This window comes from Algoriphagus sp. SE2 (assembly GCF_039563885.1).
GTDB lineage: Bacteria > Bacteroidota > Bacteroidia > Cytophagales > Cyclobacteriaceae > Algoriphagus.
This window is the reverse complement of record NZ_JBCLWJ010000031.1, coordinates 1-19,831: the sequence shown is the minus strand read 5'-3', so window position 1 is coordinate 19,831 and position 19,831 is coordinate 1. Positions and strand designations below refer to the sequence as shown.

Genomic DNA, 19,831 nt, shown 5'->3' with positions numbered 1-19,831 from the left:
TTGTTAGCACACGTTTTCAATCTTATTTCAACAAATTTATCTTTTTATTTGGAATGATTGTTCAAATATTGTTATGTTTGCAAACGGAACGAACGTTCCAATATAAATAAATGATTAATTAAATAATAATACAATGAGTAATTTAAATGGAAAAGTAGCCGTGGTTACAGGAGGTAATAGCGGTATTGGTTATGAAACAGCTAAAAAGTACAAAGCACTAGGAGCTGATGTTGTGATTATCGGGAGATCTGAGGATAAGGTTTCACAGGCAGCCCAAGAATTGGGGGCTACTGGACTTGTAGCGGATGTGTTGAGCGTAGCCGCTATAGAAGAGGCGGCCGCAACAGTTAAAGATACATTTGGAAAAGTGGATATCCTGTTTGTCAATGCGGGGGTCTTTTTTGGAACACCTATTGGGCAAACTCCCGAGGATATGTTTGATCAACAAGTTGGTATCAACTTTAAAGGAGCTGTATTTACCATTGAGAAATTTCTTCCTCTAATTGCTGAGGGTGGGTCAATTGTTGGCTTATCATCAGTTCTAGCTTATTCAGGTATGGCCAATGCAGCAATTTACAGTGCTTCAAAAGCGGCCTTAAACGCCTATATCAGAGCAGCAACGACCGAACTGGCTGAAAGAAAAATCCGAGTGAATATTGTTAACCCAGGGCCGATAAGCACTCCAATTTATGGCAAAACAGGAATGCCTGAGGAGCAATTAAACGGATTTGCCGAGGCTATGCAAAATCGTATACCGTTAAAAACATTTGGTACACCTGAAGATGTGGCTAACCTTGTTGTTTTTGTTACCTCTGAAGAAGGGAAGTTCATCAATGGCGCTGAATTTAACGTTGATGGCGGAATGAATGTTAATCCTGTATTAGTGGGATAATTTTTTTACCCCTATCTGGAATATTCATTCCAGATAGGGGTCTAGTAAACATACCAAAATGGAAAAAATCACCATCATATCGGGGCACCCAAGTATTGAAAAATCCTTGGCAAATAAGGCTATTTTAAAGAGCATAAGAAACATGGGTACTGTGAACATTGTTCATCTTATTCAGGAATATCCAGATTTTCAAATTGACGTTGAAGCTGAAATAAGTCGCCTCAGAGAAGCTGACATAATAGTGCTGCAATTTCCTTTTCATTGGTACGGTGTTCCTGCCATATTGAAAATGTGGATAGACAGTATCACTACACCTATGGTTTATGGAAAGCAAAAGGGAATACTCAAAGGAAAATCGTTCATTATTTCCACGACAACGGGAGGCCCAGCAGAATCCTACAGTGCGACTGGATACAATAAATATACAATGAAAGAGTTTTTATTACCCTTACTGAAACTAGGTGACTCATTGGGTATGAATGTCCTAGAGCCCATTGTGATGCATTCGGCATCAGGAGATATAGATTCTGTAAATTACAAGGCCCAAAAGCATGTAAAATTTATAATGGAGCAAATACAAAAAGATGAAACAGTTTTGGAATGATAGATATGCGTCTGAACAATTCGCATATGGACAGGAACCCAATGTTTTCTTTAAGCAGGAGCTTGACAAATTGAAAAAGGGAAAAATTCTATTACCCGCTGATGGTGAAGGAAGAAATTCAGTTTATGCGGCACGGCAAGGTTGGGAATCTTTCGCCTGTGATATCAGTATTAAGGGGAAGGAGAAGGCAATGAAACTTGCAAAGAGTCAGAATGTTGATTTGAATTATTCGGTTGGTGATTTCGGTGATTTAAGCTATGAGGATCAATACTTTGACACCATTGCTTTGATCTACGCTCATTTCCCGGCAGAGAAGAAGCATGAATTTCACCGTCTAGTGGATCAATATCTTAAAGTTGGAGGAAGGTTAGTTTTGGAGGCTTTTAGTAAGAATCATTTACAATATAATTCTAAAAACTCGAAAGTTGGAGGTCCAAAAGACATTGATATGCTATATAGTGTTGATGAGATAAGAAATGATTTTTCCAATTATGATTTCGAATTATTAGAGGAAATTGAAACCTATTTGAGTGAGGGAGAATATCACATTGGAAGAGGATCTGTTGTGCGCTGTGTTGGCAGGAAACAATCTTAATATTGGAACATTTGTTCTGAATTAATACTTTTGTATGGAAATTAATTGACTGATATGCCGAGAGTAAAATTATTTGATGAAAATGAAGTGTTGACTAAAGCAATGAACCTATTTTGGAAGCAGGGTTACGCAGCAACTTCAGTTCAGGATTTAGTGAGTCATCTTGGTATTAACAGAGCAAGCTTGTATGATACTTTTGGAGACAAGGAGCAGCTGTTTAGAAAGTCTTTCGAACTTTACAGAAAGATCAACATTGAAGGATTAAAGCAATTCTTGGGTGGCCAAAAGGATATTCGTGAAGGTTTTATAAAACTTTTTGATAATGCGATCCAGGAAGCAATTACAGATACGGATCGAAAAGGCTGCTTTGTTGTGAATACTACAACTGAGCTTGTACCCAACGATGAGAGTATTGCAGAAGTGTTGCAGAGCAACAAACACGAATTTGAGAATACATTCCTCGAATACCTCAAAAAAGGGGAGGACGCCGGACAAATTAAGACTGATCAAGATTTGGAATCAATTGCTGCGCTATTTTATACCTTGTACAACGGTCTAAGAGTAGTTTCAAAGGTGCAACCGGATAAGAAGAAACTAACTGACACTGTCAAAGTTGCTTTATCCGTATTGGATTGATCCTAGTAATGTGTGCTAACGCTTAGTATATGAAGCGTAGCATCCCTCAGGGTGCTATGATTTCATATACATTGTTGTCAGTAGTTACTTTTTTCAGCCAATTCTTTTAGTTTAAGATTCATTTGTTCAAAGCCAGTTTTTGTATCTGTATTTAATTTTTTACCGAAAAGACCAACTAAAATTCCGTTAAACTTTTCTTCCTGCAAAAAAGTGCAAGTTCCATTCTTATTATCAATGATTTGGAAACTATGTTCGCCATCAAATAGACCTTTTAAAAATAGAATTCCTAACCATCTTATTTCTTCATTTTCGTCATATTTTAAAACTAATGGCTTAAATTTCATACCACCAATTACTGCTTTCAATTTCCCTCCTTTTCTTTGTTCTCCACTTATTTTGGTTATGAAGGGGTTCCAATTTTCATAATTTTCAAAATCGGTTAAAATCTTCCATATTGATTCCGGAGAAGCTGAAATTTCAATCGATGTTTTTATCTCCTTATTTGCCATAAATAATCACTTTTTTAAAAGATTTAAGTTCTCCTAATTATCCAGAAGCCAACGAATTCTATCATAGGAGGTTAAATAATGAATAAAAACAACAAGCGCAAAAGTATAGCTTAATTTTTGTTGTCCAGAGTTGAATATTGCTAATGTTGCCAATACGAATATTGTTAATTCAATAACTAATCTCACTATTCCAGAGGTTACAACAACAGTTTGTCCAGATCGACTTGGATCATTCGGAACTGCAAACACTCCCCAAATGACTGCCATCAAAAGGGGTAGACCGATTGCTAAAATATATCTATTAATACCATCAGTTTTATTCCATCCCCAAGCTCCAATTGAAATGAGAGCTATCATTTCAAGAAGAAATCTGACTATTAAATTGATTGGATGTGACCCCATTTGTTTTCCTTTTTTTAATTACTGACAACGATTGTGTATACGAAACTAGTTTCGCATATATTTTATATATCTAACTTGTCCAAAGGACTCTGAATCTGATTAAATCCTTTGGTGGTCACATGGGTGTATATCTCTGTGGTTTTAGAACTCCCATGTCCCAATAGTGTCTGAATATACCTTAAGTCTGTACCATTTTCCAATAAGTGGGTGGCAAAGGAATGCCTCAAGGTATGGATAGTGATATTTTTTTTAATTCCAGCTTGTTTGACCGCCTTTTTCAATATCGCTTGAATACTCCTAGGGGTGTATTTTAAAGGATTCTCGGAACTGCTTTCCAGCCCTTCAAATAGATAGTAGAAAGGTTTGTACTGTTTGAAATATACCCTCAATAAATCCAGCAACTTTCTGGATAAGATGGTGTACCTATCTTTTTTCCCTTTAGCCCCTTCAATTCGTATTTGCATCCGTTTGGAATCTATTGCATGAATGGGAAGATCGATTAATTCTCCAATTCTTAGTCCTGCTGAATAAATGGTGCTCAAAATTGCCAAATGTTTGATGTTTTTTACCTCTCTGAGAATCTTTTGGATTTCCTCTTCGCTACAGACCACAGGAAGAGTTTTTTCCTTCCTGGGTCGTTCTACAAAATAAAGCTTTCTTTTTCCTCCTAAAACTTTCTCAAAATAAAATTTAATGGAGTTTATGGCTTGGTTTTGATAGGAGCTGGATACTTGTCTGTCGGTGACTAAGAATCTAGAGAATTCTATGACATGGCGATCATTTAGAGAATCTAGGTCCTCTGTTGGAAAATGATTGATAAACTCTTCAAATAAAGGAATATAGGTTTTGATGGTATTCTCACTGTACCGTAATTCTAATAATTTATTTCTGTACGAATCGGGAGCAGTTTTGTAAAAGGCCATGTCCTTTGGGCTGACTTTGGCGATTCCAGATTTCCTGGGTTCTCTTTCCAACTTTGTCACTAATCCAATTTGGCTAGCCTGAAATTTGATCTCTTCTAAAAATCGCTCAGAAAAAGGTATGGTCCACCATTTGTTGCTTCCGTCCCATCTAGCATAAGGGATGGTTTTTATAAATTTGACTAGTTGGGGAATGTATCCAAAAATTAACTTGATTCTTTTGTTAGGGGTTACTATTGCCAGAAGTTCATTTTTTGAAATTCTTGGATGTCTGGTGTTTTTTGTGTCAATTGATTCATTCTTAGTCAGTTTGCTGATTCTGCTTCCGAAATAAGATTCCAGTTTTTCTAGATTTCCAGGATAATGGGGAATTTCCCAAAGATATTGATCTTTGATCCATCTGGAATAGCGTATGCCTGTTACAAAAGTGATGTCCTCTTCGTTTTTTGGCATCTTTAAAAAGATTTTCCTTCCACTTACATGTATTTCAATAACAATGTCCATTTAAAAAATAAAGTGTGTTTCGTATATACCTCTATTTGATAAATATGCGAAATTATTCTAAATACTTAGTTATAATTTTTACTAAAAAAATCCCTCAGATTGCTCCAAGGGATTTCTTAGAAATTTGAGATTTCAGCTTTCTAATTTTAGCCTTCAGAATTCGATTCAACCCAATTCTTCGCATTCACAAAAGCATCCATCCAAGGAGTGAAATCATCTTTTCGATCTGCTGGATAATAGGGCCAGTTCCAAGGCTTTAAGCTTCGCTCGATATGGGGCATAATCGCCAAATGACGACCGTCAGCTGAAGCAATTCCTGCCGTAGCATAATCTGATCCATTTGGATTTCCTGGATATGCAGCATAGCTATATTTCATAGCGAAATTATAATCGCTTTCATCCTGTGGTAAGGAGAAGTTCCCTTCTCCATGGGCTACCCATACTCCTAATCTCTGTCCACTGAGTGAACCTAACATCACTGAATCGTTTTGAGGGATTGTCACATTCACGAAACCAGATTCGAATTTATGGCTTTCATTATGAAGCATCTTTGGTTTCTCTGTATGATTTGGAGTAACCAATCCAAGTTCTACCATTAACTGGCAACCATTACAAACCCCTAAACTTAAAGTGTCAGGTCTTGCATAGAAATTGTCTAAAGCTTGTTTGGCTTTTGGGTTATATAGGAAAGCTCCAGCCCATCCTTTTGCAGAACCCAATACATCTGAGTTGGAGAATCCACCGACAAAGACGATCATCTGCACATCTTCCAGATTTTCACGACCAGCGATCAAATCGGTCATATGCACATCTTTTACTTCAAATCCAGCCAACCACAAAGAATAAGCCATCTCTCTGTCTCCATTTACACCTTTTTCGCGGATAATCGCAGCCTTTGCTTTTCCTGAGGTTTTACGGAAAGGATCTAGACCAGCGGCTTCTAAGCTTCCTTTCCAGCCTTCGGCAAACTCATAAGAAAGTACTTGTTTCTTATAATTATCAAAGCGGTCTTTGGCTAATTTTTCACCACTTTGCTTCCTGTCTAATAAGTAAGAAGAACGGAACCAAGTATCTCTAAATTCTTCAATATTCAAACTAAGTTCTGTTCCCTTAAATTCTATGATTCCGGTATCAGTGACTTTGGCAAGTTCCACGAAATCTACGTCACCTTCAACCAATAGTTCTTCCACCGCATGTTCATCTGAAACTTGAAGTAAAATCCCTGGATTTTCTGCGAAAAGCATTTTAACCAAGTCATGCTCACCCATTCTATTAGGATGAACTTTCAAACCAACGCTAGGGGTTGGGAAGCACATTTCAAGCAAAGCAGTTACCAAACCACCAGATGAAATATCATGTCCTGCCAAAATCCAACCTTGGTCAATCAAATCCTGAACTTCCATAAAGGCTCTACCGAAATATTCCGAATCCTTTACATCTGGAGTTTCAGTTCCGATTTTATTCAATGCTTGATAGAAACTGGATCCGGCAAGTTTTGCTTCATCTCTGGAGAAATCAATGTATAACAACTTACTTCCGATAACAGGTAGAATTCCTGCTTTCACAGTTTTCTTCACATCCATGCACTCACCCACAGTAGAAATAATCACAGTACCTGGAGAATAAACTACTTTTCCATCAGGATATTTCTGAGTCATAGAAAGTGAATCTTTCCCTGTTGGAATATTTACTCCCAGTTCGATCGCAAATTTCGAAACAGCTTCTACAGCTCGGTACAAACGATCATTTTCACCTTCGTTTTTAGCTGGCCACATCCAGTTGGCAGAAAGGGAAATCCCGGCCAATCCATCCTGAATAGGAGAAAAAACCAAATTGGTCATCGCCTCAGCAATAGCTAATCTGCTTCCTGCTTCCGGATCTGCCAAAGCTGCAACAGGAGCATGACCAATAGAAGTGGCAATTCCTTTTTCACCGGTGAAGTCCAATGCCATTACAGCAACGTCATTTAATGGAAGTTGGATGGCTCCAACTGTTTGTTGGGTAGCGACACGTCCTGTTACAGAACGGTCCACTTTATTCGTCAACCAATCTTTGCAGGCTACTGCCTCTAGCTGTAATACTTCAGTGATATAGGATTTAATTAACTCGGGATCATATTGAGCTTCCGCAAAGTTTGAATTCTGAGTTTTGTCTTCTAATACAGTTTTTGGAGAAGACCCAAACATATACATGAGATTCCAGTCTACAGGTTTCTCACCGGTTTTCTGATTCTCAAATTTGAAATGCATATCTCCGGTCGTTTCTCCCACTACATAGAATGGGGCTCTTTCTCTATCGGAGATAGTATGAAGCGTATCAATATCTTTTTTGCCGATTACCAATCCCATTCTTTCCTGAGATTCGTTTCCAACGATTTCTTTGGCAGATAGGGTAGGGTCACCAACAGGAAGTTGATCGATATGGATGGTGCCACCAGTATTTTCCACTAATTCTGAAAGGCAGTTTAAATGTCCGCCAGCTCCATGATCGTGAATGGAAATGATTGGATTGTCCTCATTTTCTGCCATGGCTCGGATCACATTGGCAACACGCTTTTGCATTTCCGGATTGGATCGTTGTATGGCATTTAGCTCAATGGCATTTGAAAGTTCACCGGTGTTTAAAGAAGATACTGCTGATCCTCCCATACCGATTCTATAATTATCACCACCCATGATGACGATCTGATCACCAGCTTTTGGTTCTTTTTTCTTGGTGTATTTGGCATTAGTGAACCCAACTCCACCCGCAAGCATGATCACTTTATCAAATCCATGTTGCTTGCCATCTTCTTCATGTTCAAAAGTCAGAACAGATCCACAAATTAGCGGCTGGCCAAATTTATTTCCAAAATCAGAGGCTCCATTCGAAGCTTTGATCAGAATATCCATTGGAGATTGGTACAACCATGGTCTCGCTTCCAAATTCTTTTCCCAACTTCTACCTTTTTCGGATCTGGCGTAAGAGGTCATATAAACAGCAGTTCCTGCCAAAGGAATAGAGGCTGTTCCACCGGCCATACGGTCACGGATCTCTCCACCACCACCTGTAGCAGCACCATTAAAAGGCTCAACGGTAGTTGGGAAATTATGGGTTTCAGCTTTTAGAGAAATTACTGTCTCGATATCGCGGGTTTCAAAGAAATCAGCTTTATCCTGAGTTTTTGGAGCAAATTGCTGCGCTGTAGGTCCTTTTACAAAAGCTACATTATCCTTATACGCAGAGGCGATTCTATTTGGATGCTTCTTAGAAGTTTCTTTGATGAGTTGAAATAATGTCAAAGGCTTTTCTTCCCCATCAATGATAAATGTGCCATTAAATATTTTATGGCGGCAGTGCTCAGAATTGACCTGGCTAAAACCGAATACTTCAGAATCAGTCAGAGGACGCTCTAGTTGCTTGGCTACGTTCTCCAGGTAATCAACTTCTTCCTGGCTGAGCGCTAGGCCTTCTTTTTTATTGTAGGCGGCGATATCTGAGATTTCCAGAATCTTTTCAGGCTCTAAATGAATATCAAAAATCTCCTGATCCAAACCATCATAAGCTTTTTGAAGCATGGGATCAATCTGATCACCTTCCTTCATGGGGAAGAATTCTTCGATTCGGATAATTCCAAGAATCCCCATGTTCATGGTGATTTCCACTGCATTGGTGGACCAAGGAGTAATCATTTCTTTTCTTGGGCCAGAAAATTTACCTTTTACTTGTTTGATTTCCAGTGCTTTTGCTTCCCCAAAAAGCCATACCAATTTTTGGATGTCTTCTGGAGCGAAAGGTTGAGGAGTTTGAACTGCGTAGATAAGGTTTTGAGGGGATTCGAAGAAGAAGATCATGTCCTTAGGCTAGTAAGATGCAAAGGTAAGGAATTGGACTTTAGATTGAAAAGTTTGAAAATTGAAAGATTGGAAATTTTTAAACAGTAGAGGGAAATTCACAAATACATCTGAAACCAATTTCTGGTTTTAAGTAAAAGTCTTATTAATACGAAATAGGAAATACTGCTTTTCAGCTTTTGATTTCCTTATCAAATAATTTTCTAAAAATTAAGAATATGCGATCAGATTGGCAGCTAAAAGAATAGTATTTTTTTAAGAGCTTACTTGTAAAATATTTGGAAATACGATTAAGTTGTTCAAAAACGAACGTTTTTTAATGTTATTTTATTGTTAATACCAAATTTTGTTCGTTTTTAAACCTAGGAAACTTTGCGAAGGTTAAAAGTTTCCATAGTTTTGCAATCCCAAATATAAGAGAAGCGAAGATATGAGAGACAAAATCTTGGAGGTAGCGATAGAGCAATTCAGCCATTATGGAGTGAGAATCGTAACAATGGAAGATATTGCCAGGCTTACCGGGATTTCGAAGAAAACGATATATCAGGAATTCAAGGATAAAAAGGAGTTAGTAAAAATAGCTTTTTCTACTGTTTTAGAAGAAGACACTGTAAAACTCCGATCTATTTTGAACTCTTCTGATGGTGTTATTGAGCATCTGGTTTATACCTCAAAAATGGTTCGTGAGAGAATGGGGAAATTGAACCCTTTAGTGATCATGGAAATCCAACGGTATTTTCCTGATACCTGGGCGGTATTTGAAGAATATCGAACGGAAGTAATAGAGAAAGATCTCATTAAAGTTCTCGAAAGAGGAAAAGAGCTGGGCTATTTTCGACCCGAAATTAACTCTCCGCTTCTTGCAAAAATGAGGGTTGATCAAATTAGTGCGGGCTTTGATTTGGCTAATTTCAGAGATTCGAAGTTTAGTTTAATGGAATTGCAGGTTTCGGTATTAGACCATTTTCTTCATGGGATTTTCACCGAAAAAGGGAGAAAAGCCTACTTAAAGAAACAAAATTCAAATTGAATCATTCTTGATCCCTATCAATGCTGATTCAGAAATTAAAATTGAAAAAAGATCCTTTTTAGAATAATATCATGTTAAAAATGAAAATTTATTTCGCGGCAATTTTATCCTTGATTTTAATCGGGTCAGAGGTTTCTGCGCAAGAAGCGCCTCCGTTAGAAGTGCTTCAACTCAATCTTAAAGAGACGTTGGAATATGCCTTGGAAAACAATCCCGATTCCAAGAATGCTAAACTGGAGGTTATGGTAGCCCAGACAACAGTAAAAGAAGAAACAGCGGCAGGTTTACCGCAGCTTAATGGTACTGTTGGTTTAAATTATAATCCTTTGGTTCAAGTAGTATTTCTTCCCAACGAGCCTCCTTTTGGTGATCCTTCTAACCCTTCGGATGTTATTCCAGCAAGATTTGGAGTGAATTACTCCAGTAATGCAGGAGTAAATCTTTCTCAAATGATTTTTGATGGTTCCTTCTTCGTTGGATTACGAGCCGCAAAAACATATAAAGCTTTAACAGAATTTGACAAGGTTAAGGTAGAAAATGACGTTGTTGAAAATGTTAAGAAAGCCTATTTCGGTGTTTTGGTAAATGCAGAACGAATAAAACTTGCTCAGTCCAACTTAAGCCGAATTGATTCACTTCTTGAAGAAACCAGAGCACTGAATGAAGCAGGTTTTACTGAAAGGATAGAAGTATCTAGAATTCAGGTCCAGCGAAATAATACTTTTTCACAACTGAAGCGAAGCCTGACGGCTTATGATATTTCAAAGCAATTATTGAAAATACAGCTTGGATTGCCAAAGAACTACGATATAGTGATTACAGAAACCTTGGCTGAACTTAATCCAGAGGAAGAATTAAAAGCACTCCAAACCATGGAGCCTGGAAGCAGAGTGGAAATGGATCAGTTAACTACAAATATGGAATTGACCCAGCTGGATCTTAGGTATAACACGTCTCAGTATATGCCAACCATAGACCTAGTTGCTAATTACACCAGATCCGGTGCAGGGGGCTCACTGAATACAGTTTTCAACTCAAGTAACTGGTTTAGTTCTTCACTTATCGGAATTTCCATGAACATTCCAATTTTCGATGGCCTTTCTAAAAGTGCTAGAATCCAGCGAAACAGATTGCAGCTTCAGCAGTTGGAAAATCAGAAATTCTTTTTGGATCAAAATATCGCATTGGAGATCTATCAGGCTAGACAAAATCTGGCAAATGACCTTGAGGTCTTGGCGGTTCAACGAGAAAGTATGGATTTGGCCAAGGAAGTATATGACATATCTAAAATTAAATATAATGAAGGTGTGGGCTCAAATTTAGAAGTAGTGGAGGCAGATGCCGCTTTGATTGAATCAGAGATTAATTATTTGGGAGCCCTTTATGATGGGTTGATTTCGAAAGTTGATTTGGAAAAAGCCCTTGGAATACTGAAACAAGGATTGGATCTGTAAACCGAAGAGTTGAAAAGCTTGAATAAAAACATGTAAAACCGACTTTATTAATAAAATACAATGAAATTATCACATAAATTTTTGACTCTAATTGGCCTTGTCTTCTTGGCTTTTTCATGCGAACCAAAAGATGAGATCGCTGAAAAAAGAGCTCAATTAGAAGATCTAAAAAGCCAATCGAACGAATTGACAACTTCAATCGCTGAATTGGAAGCAGAATTAATGAAGTTAGATCCTGATTTTGCCAAGCAGAATCAAAAATCAATTCTCATTACTACCTCAAAAGCAAGGAAAGGGGAGTTTGACCATTATGTCGAGGTAACGGGTTCTGTACTTTCCAAGAAGAATGTTGTGATCAGTTCTGAAACGGCAGGAAGAATCCTTGAAATTCCGGTTTTAGAAGGGATGAGGGTTACCAAAGGAACAGTTTTGGCAAGAATTGATGCAGAATCCATCGAAAGATCTATTGATGAATTGGAGAACTCACTAGATCTAGCAACGACTCTTTTTGAAAAACAAGAGAGACTTTGGAAGCAGCAAATAGGAACTGAAGTGCAATACCTTGAGGCAAAGAATAGAAAAGAAGGCCTTGAAAGAAATTTAGCTTCGGCGCGGACCAACTTAGATAAAGCAATTATTAGGGCACCTTTCTCTGGTACGATTGAAACTGTAGAAGTAAGATTGGGCGAGCTGGTTCAACCGGGAATGGGAATGTTTCAGTTTGTAGGTGAAAGCGATTTGTTTATAGAAGCTGATATTTCTGAAAGTTACATAGGAGTCCTTTCAAAAGGAGATTCTGTAGATGTGAATTTTCCATCTATCAATAAGGATATCCAAACAAAAGTATCATCGGTAGGTGCAATTATTAACCCTAATAACAGAACGTTCAAAGTAGAGGTTGTTCTTCCAAACATGCCTTTGGTTAAGCCAAATATGATTACCGTTTTAAAAATCCTGGATTATCAGAGCCAAGATGCAGTGATAGTTCCCAGTTATTTAATCTTGAGTGATAATAGAGGTGATTATGTGTTCATTGTTGAAAACGGGAAAGCTATCAAGAAATATGTGGAAAGGGGAAAAACCTTTGATAAGGAAACTGAAATTTTAACAGGCCTAACGGGTACAGAAACTCTTGTAGATAAAGGATTTAGGGAAGTAGGAGACAATTTTAACGTGACAATAGCAGAGCAATAATTATGGCAGAAAATCAAAAATCACAAAAAACACGTGAGTTTGGATTGTCCAGTTTGAGTGTAGATAACTCAACTTCGGTCGTCATTCTTACCTTAATTATTACAGTTCTCGGTCTTAGTGCATACAGAAGTATGCCTAAGGAGAGTTTTCCGGAAATAGTAATTCCAACAGTCTATGTTGGAACCCCATATCCTGGAAACTCTCCCATTGATATAGAAAACCTGATTACCCGTCCAATTGAAAAAGAGCTGAAATCTTTGAATGATATCAAAGATATCACTTCTACCTCAGTGCAGGATTTCTCTTCGATTGTAGTGGAATTTAACCCTGGAGTTGAAATTTCAAAAGCCATTCAGGATGTCAAAGATGCAGTAGATAAATCGAAAAGTGAATTGCCTACTGATCTGGATCAAGATCCAAATGTATTAGAAATCAATACTTCGGATTTTCCGATCATGAACGTGAACATCTCCGGGAATTATTCTGAAGCTGAACTTAAAAAGTTTGGAGAATATTTGGAGGATGAAATTGAAAAGCTTGCCGAAATATCCAAAGCAGATCTTGCAGGAACAGTAGAGAGGGAGATTCAGATCAATGCTGATCCTTATAAAATGGAGGCAGTGGGAGTTAGCTTTAATGACATTGCCCAAGCGATTCAAACTGAAAATGTCACGATTTCAGGCGGGAATATTCGATCTGGTGATTATCAGCGTACCCTACGTATTGACGGTGAGTTTAATGATCCGATGGATCTTCAAAATATTATTGTTAAAACCGATAATCAGAAAATAGTTTATCTGCGGGATGTTGCCGAGGTAGAAGATACGTATAAGGAGAGGTCCAGCTATGCAAGAAGCAAGAATTTACCTGTGGTAACAATTAATGTTGTGAAGAGGAGTGGAGAAAATCTACTTTTTGCGGCAGATAAAATCAAGGAAATCATTGAGAGTACGAAGGCAAACAGATTTCCTCCTGACCTGGAAATTACTATTACCAATGACCAATCAAAACAAACGAGACTTCAAGTTAGTGACCTGGAAAACTCTATCATTTTTGGAGTTATTTTGGTCGTTTTGGTTTTGATGTTCTTCCTTGGATTTAGGAATGCCCTTTTCGTTGGGATCGCGATTCCACTTTCCATGTTTATTTCATTTTTGATTCTGAATGCATTTGGAATCACACTGAATTTGATGGTTCTATTTTCCCTGATTTTAGCACTCGGAATGTTGGTAGATAATGGAATCGTTGTTGTTGAAAATATTTACAGATTGATGTCTGAAGGGAAATCAGCTGTACAGGCAGCCAAAGAGGGTGTTGGTGAAGTAGCTTGGCCGATTATTACCTCTACTGCCACTACGCTTGCAGCTTTTTTGCCTCTGGCATTTTGGGATGACCTGGTTGGGGAATTCATGAAATTTCTTCCAATCACCTTGATAATTGTATTGTCATCTTCCCTGTTTGTTGCATTAGTAATTAACCCGGTATTGACGGCATTATTCATGAAGGTGGAAGATGTGACTAAAGTAAAACCAAAGCAAAAGCCGATTATAGTAGCTGGTATTTTCTTGATTCTATCTACTTTCTTTTATTTGCTTGGAGTCACTGCATTTGGAACATTGTTGTTGGTGGCTTGTGTCTTGACCTTGTTCAATGTATTTGTTCTAAGGAAAGCAATTCGATGGTTCCAGACAGTATTACTGGTAAAGCTTGAAAACTACTATGCATCGACACTGGAATTTGCTTTAAATGGTAAAAAGCCAATTTTATTCTTCGGAGGAACAGTTCTTTTGCTGTTTTTCTCCCTTGTTTTATTAGGTGTTAGAGCCCCGAAAATTCTATTTTTTCCAGATAATCAACCTCAGTTGGTAAATGTTTTTATAGAGTTTCCTATCGGAACTGATATTGAAGCTACAAATGAGTTTGTCGATGGTATGGAGGATGAATTAATGGTTGCGCTTGATGATTATAAAGATATTCTTGAATCTGTAATTAGCCAGGTGGGAGAAGGAACAGGAGATCCTTTAGAAGGACCAAGTAATCAACCTACTCCACACAAGGCAAAAATCACCATAGGGTTTGTGGACTATATCGACAGACAAGGAATTAATACGAATGAGGCAATGGAGGTAATCCGTCAACTGGTAGAAAAGTATCCTGGTGTGCTGATTACAGTTGATAAACAAAGAAATGGACCTCCAACTGGAAAAGCTGTCAACTTGGAATTTGTTGGAGAGGATTATGATCAGTTGATCGCCTTTGTGAATAAAACACGTGAGTACCTTACAAACTTAAATATTCCTGGGATTGAGGAATTTAAATCTGATCTTTCATTAGGTAGCCCTGAGGTTGTTTTGAATATAGATAGAGAAAAAGCACGACGATTCGGCCTTTCTACCTCTGAGATTGCCAATGATTTGAGAACAGCTTTATTTGGTTTGGAAGTATCCAAATTCAAAGAAGGTGAAGATGATTATCCTATCCAATTGAGATTGAAAGAGGGTTTTAGATATGATATCAATACCTTAGTAAACAAGAAAATAGGTTTCAGAGATAAATTTGGAACAAAACGTGAAGTACCTATTTCAGCTGTAGCTGGAGTAAAATACGGATCAACTTATGGATCAGTGAAACGAAAGGATTTGAATAAAGCTATAACGGTTTATTCGAATGTATTAGATGGGTATAATCCAACCGAAGTAAATGCTCAAATTCAAGCTGCGCTGCAAAATTTTGAGGTTCCTGACGGTGTTTCTGTAAAATATACTGGGGAGCAAGAGGAGCAGCAAAAATCCATGGAATTCCTTGTTGGTGCTTTAGGGATTGCCGTTTCCTTGATTTTCCTGATTATCGTCGCTCAGTTTAATTCTGTCACTACTCCATTTATTATTATGGCATCTGTGGTATTGAGTACCATTGGTGTGTTTTTAGGCTTAGTCATATTTAATATGGACTTCGTGGTTATTATGACAGGTATTGGAATTATTTCTCTTGCTGGTGTAGTGGTTAATAATGCTATTGTATTGATTGACTATACTAATTTGGTTAGAGAAAGAAAAAGAGAGGAATTGGGAATGGGGCCAAAGGAGCACTTGCCATTTGATTTAATGATTGGAAGCATTGTGGAGTCTGGAAAAACTAGATTAAGACCAGTACTATTGACAGCAATTACCACTGTACTTGGTCTAATTCCATTGGCGATCGGGATGAATATAAATTTCGGAACATTATTAAGTGACTTTGACCCACAATTCTATGTAGGGGGAGACAACGCAGCTTTTTGGGGACCAATGGCCTGGACAGTAATTTTCGGGTTAACCTTTGCTACCTTCCTCACGTTAGTAATTGTACCAGTCATGTATCTCTTGGCCGACAAATTAAATGTGCGGTTAAAGAAGATTAAAGCATGATTGTTTTAAGGTTGGTGGTTTTTTTTATAAAACCTCCGGGGTTCTATCCCGGGGGTTTTTTTGATTTTCAGGAGACTTTGATTCAGCCTTTACTGCTAAAATTTGTTAATTTTGATAACTCAAAAAGAGGTTTAAGATGAATGAATTAAAATGGTATGTGATGTATACCGCTTCACGTTCCGAAAAGAAAGTTGCTGCCAGATTGAGAGAGAGTGGGAAAGAAGTTTATCTGCCGATCATTGAGGAATTAAGACAATGGTCTGATAGAAAAAAGAAAGTAGAGAAGCCTTTGTTTAACGGGTATGTTTTTGTCAAAACAACCAGGAACCAACTTTGGGAATGTCTTCAAGTGCCGGGTGCAGTAAAGTTTGTTCATTTCTCTGGTCAGCATGCCACAATCCGTGATGAGGAACTTGAAATCATAGAAAGAATTATTGAAACAGGCGTCGCAATTGAGTCGGATGGAAGTATGATTGAGCCAGGAGAAAAAGTAGAGGTCATCGGTGGTGCCCTTCAAAATATGACCGGAGAAGTAATTGAGAAAGGTAACAAAGACTATTTCTTAATTAGAATCCCAAGTATTTATCAAAATATGCTGGTTAGTATTCCTAGAAAATTTTTGCAGCCAGTTGGGAAAATCATCTAAAGTGATTTGATAAAACCTCCAGAGTAATTACTACATCTGATTTTTTTCAATTAAAAAATATCTTAATAGTTTATTGACTTATTAGTGTCTTTGATCTGAAGATTAATATTTTTTTGATTCTTCTTTTTCATTTAGGAAAGGTTTAATAGTATATAAGAATAAATTTAACTCAAGGATTAAATTATCACCTACTAATTACCTTCAGTCTATCTGTCAGAGTCCAAAGAGATTTAATATCGGTATCAGATATTTAAATCTGCTTAATCGATTCTTGGATAAAGGTATCGTCTATAAACAATTTGGACTTGACCCAGATGATCCCCAAATCTATTAAAGCCGATATTTCCATCCATATTATCAGTAAAAGTCAACATGAGAGTACCCTCGGCAGCAATATCAGCATAGGCGCCAAGCTGAAAGCTCAAACCAGCTCTAAAAGGAATATAAGCAGTAGCTAGATTAGATTTTTCTGGAACTTCGTTCTCATCAAATGATTTAGTCTGGTTGGTACTGGTATACATAAACCCAAATCCAAATCCTCCATAAAGGTTGGCGAAACTCCTATTCATATGGTTTGAAAATGGAATCAAATTTACGCTCGGCATGACGTCAACAAACATTGCATTTCCTTTGGTTGTAAATGAGGAATTATTGGCGGTCCAAAATTCTTGAACGTTTTTGCTTGGGTTTCCACCACTGGAAATTCCTTGGATTCCTGCCGTTGCTCTAAGATCAAAAGTTGGTGTTAATCTTTTGGCAAATGCTGCTGAAAAAGAAGGCCTAAATTCGAAATTAAAGCTTCGATATTGTCCACCGTTGTCTATGTAGGCAAAGGAAGGTCCAAATCCTATCGTTAGAATCTGGTCTCTTGAAATTTTTTCTTTGTAGAAATTTTGAGCATTTAAGCTACCCGCAACCAACAAGGAAATTAAAAAAAAACTAACTGAAAGTAATCTATTCATGATGAGGTTCCTGACATTGTGGTAAAAGACTCAGGATCGATTGCAAATTAGACAACAAACATGCCAATCGATTTCAAGAATTCATTTCAATAACTGATATATTGAAGAATTATTGTTTGAACACCTCTCTGGATTAATTGTTTTCAAATGCTTTTTGAATTTCTTCTTCGGTAGCTTTAAGCTTGGTTCTACAACTTTTCACAAGTTCAGATGCCTCTTTTACCAAGTCTGATAACTCATCCACACTTTTTTTACCTTCTTCTAATTGAGCTAGAATTTGCTCTAAGCGATTCATTGCCTCAGTGTATTTCAATTCTGTCATTCCTCCTCAATTTGGGTAATTTTACTACTAATTTTAATACTTGAAGTATGGGTAATCATTTCATCTCCAAGGTTAATCTTAGCAAGATGAACAGGTATGCCTTTTACTTCAGTTTTGGTATATCCTCTGGCAAGGATAGATTTTGGGTCCAGTTGTGCCAGATTTTTAGACAAACTTTCCAAAAGGTCTGATTCTATTACCAGCTGGTGCTGTACAAGATTTTTCAAGCTTTTTTCCAGATTTGATAAAGTCATGGATTCTATCTGAAGCTGATTTCGGACCGCTGTCTTTATTCTATTTAAATTCCCTGATAATCGTTCGTTTTCACTGGAAATCGAATGGCTAGTTTGGGACTGTATTTTTAAACTGAAATTTTGTAATAAAGTATATTGCTCCTGTAACTGAATTCTAGTTGACCGGTCCAATCTTCTCAAATTTAAGCCTAGGGTTTCATCAAATTCTCTGAAGCTGGCGAGTATAAATTCCGCAACTGCAGTTGGGGTTTTTAACCTACTGTGAGAAACCAAATCAGCAATCGTTTCATCTCGCTCGTGCCCAATTCCTGTAAAAATAGGTAAGCTACAAGTTGCAATTTTTAATGCCAATGTATATTCATCAAAACAATCCAGGTCAATTTGGGCGCCACCACCTCGGATGATTACAAGGGCTTCCAACCCTAGTTCTTCTTTCGCATTTTCTGCAATCTCAATTGCCCGGATAATGTTTGCCGCAGCCTCATTTCCCTGCATCAAGGATGGAAATAACTTATGGTAAATTTTGTATCCGCCAGGGTTGGAATCCAATTGATTGATAAAATCACCATAACCTGCAGCTGTGGCACTACTAATGATTCCGATTTTTTGAACTACAGCAGGTAAATCATGACTTCGATTCAGGCCAATCATTCCCTCACGGGTCAACCTGTCAATGGTTTCCTGTTTTATCCTGGCTCTTTCACCCAAAGAAAATGAAGGATCGATATCTTTTATGTTGATACTTAGGCCATATAAAGGATGAAAATTAATAGCTACTTGCGCTAAAATTTTCATTCCGTTTTTTAGTCCTGTACCAGTTACAGATTCAAATTTGGACGCAATAGCACGATATGTGAATTGCCATAAATTTGCTCGGAGCTTTGCTTCGATTTTATTGCCAACTTTCTCAACAATTTCAAAATAGGCATGCCCCTGAGGGGAAAGCCGAAAGTCGGAAATTTCGCCGATAACCCAGTAAACCGGATCCAATTCGCTATCAATAACTTGTTGGATCAGTTGGTTTAATTCTGAGATGGATCGGGCATTATGCATTCAACTTAGAGAGATTTTTGATACAAAGATTTGATTTGTTGGTTGAGCTCAAGGCTTGCTCTTAACATGGGTAGTCGCAATTGATCGCCACAAATTCCTTTGTGCATTAATAGGTTTTTGATTCCAACAGGATTTCCTTCTAGGAACATCAAAGAGTTGTAATCTAGTAATGAAAATGCTGCCTTTAGGCTTTCTTTTTCATTGCCGTGACAAATACTTTTGAAAGTAGAGGGAAGCGCATTTGCCAAGACTGAAATTACTCCACAACCTCCAATGCTGTACATTGCCTTGGTCATTAAATCATCACCAGAAATCAACAAAAAGTCTTTTGGTTTTTTTGATGCGATTTCCATGCACTGCTCCAGATTTCCACTGGCTTCTTTCATTCCGATGACATTTCGATGACCTGCAAGCCTGAGGGTAGTTGCCGCAGTCATATTTGACATAGTCCTACCTGGGACATTGTATAATATTACAGGCACTGGGCAATTGTCGGCAATAGCTGTATAATGTGCGATGATCCCTGCTTGGCTCGGTTTGTTATAAAATGGACTGACTGATAGAATTGCCTCAATCCCTGTGAAATCAGTACTCTTGATATCGTTTAATACAGC

17 protein-coding genes are annotated in these 19,831 nt (G+C 37.7%); 9 read left to right on the top strand and 8 right to left on the bottom strand.

Annotated features, from left to right (window positions below; all coding sequences use genetic code 11):
* Positions 1-133: 133 nt before the first annotated feature.
* The 4 genes from AAGF08_RS20005 to AAGF08_RS19990 are packed head-to-tail and all read left to right on the top strand — an operon-like array spanning position 134 to position 2,727.
* Positions 134-892, top strand: coding sequence for an SDR family oxidoreductase (locus tag AAGF08_RS20005; protein WP_343513205.1), 759 nt, complete (start codon positions 134-136; stop codon positions 890-892).
* Positions 893-950: 58 nt separating this feature from the next.
* Positions 951-1,496 (top strand): NAD(P)H-dependent oxidoreductase, encoded by a 546-nt coding sequence (locus tag AAGF08_RS20000; RefSeq protein ID WP_343513204.1) that lies wholly within the window; start codon positions 951-953, stop codon positions 1,494-1,496.
* Positions 1,477-2,091: a class I SAM-dependent methyltransferase gene (locus AAGF08_RS19995; RefSeq protein WP_343513203.1), complete on the top strand. Its 615-nt coding sequence runs from the start codon at positions 1,477-1,479 to the stop codon at positions 2,089-2,091. Before AAGF08_RS20000 ends, AAGF08_RS19995 begins: the two co-directional genes overlap by 20 nt.
* A gap of 54 nt (positions 2,092-2,145) precedes the next feature.
* Complete coding sequence (locus AAGF08_RS19990) at positions 2,146-2,727, top strand: TetR/AcrR family transcriptional regulator (protein ID WP_343513202.1); 582 nt, start codon at positions 2,146-2,148, stop codon at positions 2,725-2,727.
* A 77-nt stretch (positions 2,728-2,804) separates the two neighbouring features.
* Here AAGF08_RS19990 and AAGF08_RS19985 read toward each other — a convergent pair whose 3' ends face one another.
* The 4 genes from AAGF08_RS19985 to purL all read right to left on the bottom strand — a co-directional run bounded on the left by AAGF08_RS19985 (position 2,805) and on the right by purL (position 8,895).
* Positions 2,805-3,236 carry an SRPBCC domain-containing protein gene (locus tag AAGF08_RS19985; RefSeq protein WP_343513201.1) on the bottom strand — a complete coding sequence of 144 codons (432 nt, stop codon included), beginning with the start codon at positions 3,234-3,236 and terminating at the stop codon, positions 2,805-2,807.
* Between the two features lie 33 nt (positions 3,237-3,269).
* Positions 3,270-3,638, bottom strand: coding sequence for a YrdB family protein (locus AAGF08_RS19980; RefSeq protein ID WP_343513200.1), 369 nt, complete (start codon positions 3,636-3,638; stop codon positions 3,270-3,272).
* 62 nt (positions 3,639-3,700) lie between these two features.
* Entirely contained in the window at positions 3,701-5,011 is a 1,311-nt protein-coding gene (locus tag AAGF08_RS19975; protein WP_343513199.1) for a tyrosine-type recombinase/integrase, read from the bottom strand.
* Between the two features lie 197 nt (positions 5,012-5,208).
* Positions 5,209-8,895 (bottom strand): phosphoribosylformylglycinamidine synthase, encoded by a 3,687-nt coding sequence (gene purL, locus AAGF08_RS19970; protein ID WP_343513198.1) that lies wholly within the window; start codon positions 8,893-8,895, stop codon positions 5,209-5,211.
* 430 nt (positions 8,896-9,325) lie between these two features.
* Between purL and AAGF08_RS19965 the strand changes: the two genes are divergently transcribed.
* The 5 genes from AAGF08_RS19965 (at position 9,326) to AAGF08_RS19945 (ending at position 16,626) form a co-directional block, all read left to right on the top strand.
* Complete coding sequence (locus AAGF08_RS19965; RefSeq protein ID WP_343513197.1) at positions 9,326-9,925, top strand: TetR/AcrR family transcriptional regulator; 600 nt, start codon at positions 9,326-9,328, stop codon at positions 9,923-9,925.
* Positions 9,926-10,005: 80 nt separating this feature from the next.
* Positions 10,006-11,379: a TolC family protein gene (locus AAGF08_RS19960; RefSeq protein WP_343513196.1), complete on the top strand. Its 1,374-nt coding sequence runs from the start codon at positions 10,006-10,008 to the stop codon at positions 11,377-11,379.
* Between the two features lie 60 nt (positions 11,380-11,439).
* Positions 11,440-12,573, top strand: coding sequence for an efflux RND transporter periplasmic adaptor subunit (locus AAGF08_RS19955; protein WP_343513195.1), 1,134 nt, complete (start codon positions 11,440-11,442; stop codon positions 12,571-12,573).
* Between the two features lie 2 nt (positions 12,574-12,575).
* Positions 12,576-15,980, top strand: coding sequence for an efflux RND transporter permease subunit (locus tag AAGF08_RS19950; protein WP_343513194.1), 3,405 nt, complete (start codon positions 12,576-12,578; stop codon positions 15,978-15,980).
* 136 nt (positions 15,981-16,116) lie between these two features.
* Entirely contained in the window at positions 16,117-16,626 is a 510-nt protein-coding gene (locus tag AAGF08_RS19945; RefSeq protein ID WP_343513193.1) for a UpxY family transcription antiterminator, read from the top strand.
* A gap of 260 nt (positions 16,627-16,886) precedes the next feature.
* On the opposite strand, the gene AAGF08_RS19940 is transcribed toward AAGF08_RS19945, so the two are convergent.
* The 4 genes from AAGF08_RS19940 to AAGF08_RS19925 all read right to left on the bottom strand — a co-directional run.
* Entirely contained in the window at positions 16,887-17,588 is a 702-nt protein-coding gene (locus AAGF08_RS19940) for a hypothetical protein (RefSeq protein WP_343513192.1), read from the bottom strand.
* Positions 17,589-17,721: 133 nt separating this feature from the next.
* Positions 17,722-17,910 carry an exodeoxyribonuclease VII small subunit gene (gene xseB, locus AAGF08_RS19935; RefSeq protein ID WP_343513190.1) on the bottom strand — a complete coding sequence of 63 codons (189 nt, stop codon included), beginning with the start codon at positions 17,908-17,910 and terminating at the stop codon, positions 17,722-17,724.
* Positions 17,907-19,217, bottom strand: a complete 1,311-nt coding sequence (xseA, locus tag AAGF08_RS19930) for an exodeoxyribonuclease VII large subunit (protein WP_343513189.1) — start codon at positions 19,215-19,217, stop codon at positions 17,907-17,909. The genes xseB and xseA overlap by 4 nt, the downstream gene beginning before the upstream one ends.
* A gap of 5 nt (positions 19,218-19,222) precedes the next feature.
* Positions 19,223-19,831: dihydrodipicolinate synthase family protein (locus AAGF08_RS19925; protein ID WP_343513188.1), on the bottom strand; the 609-nt coding region annotated here is incomplete at its 5' end.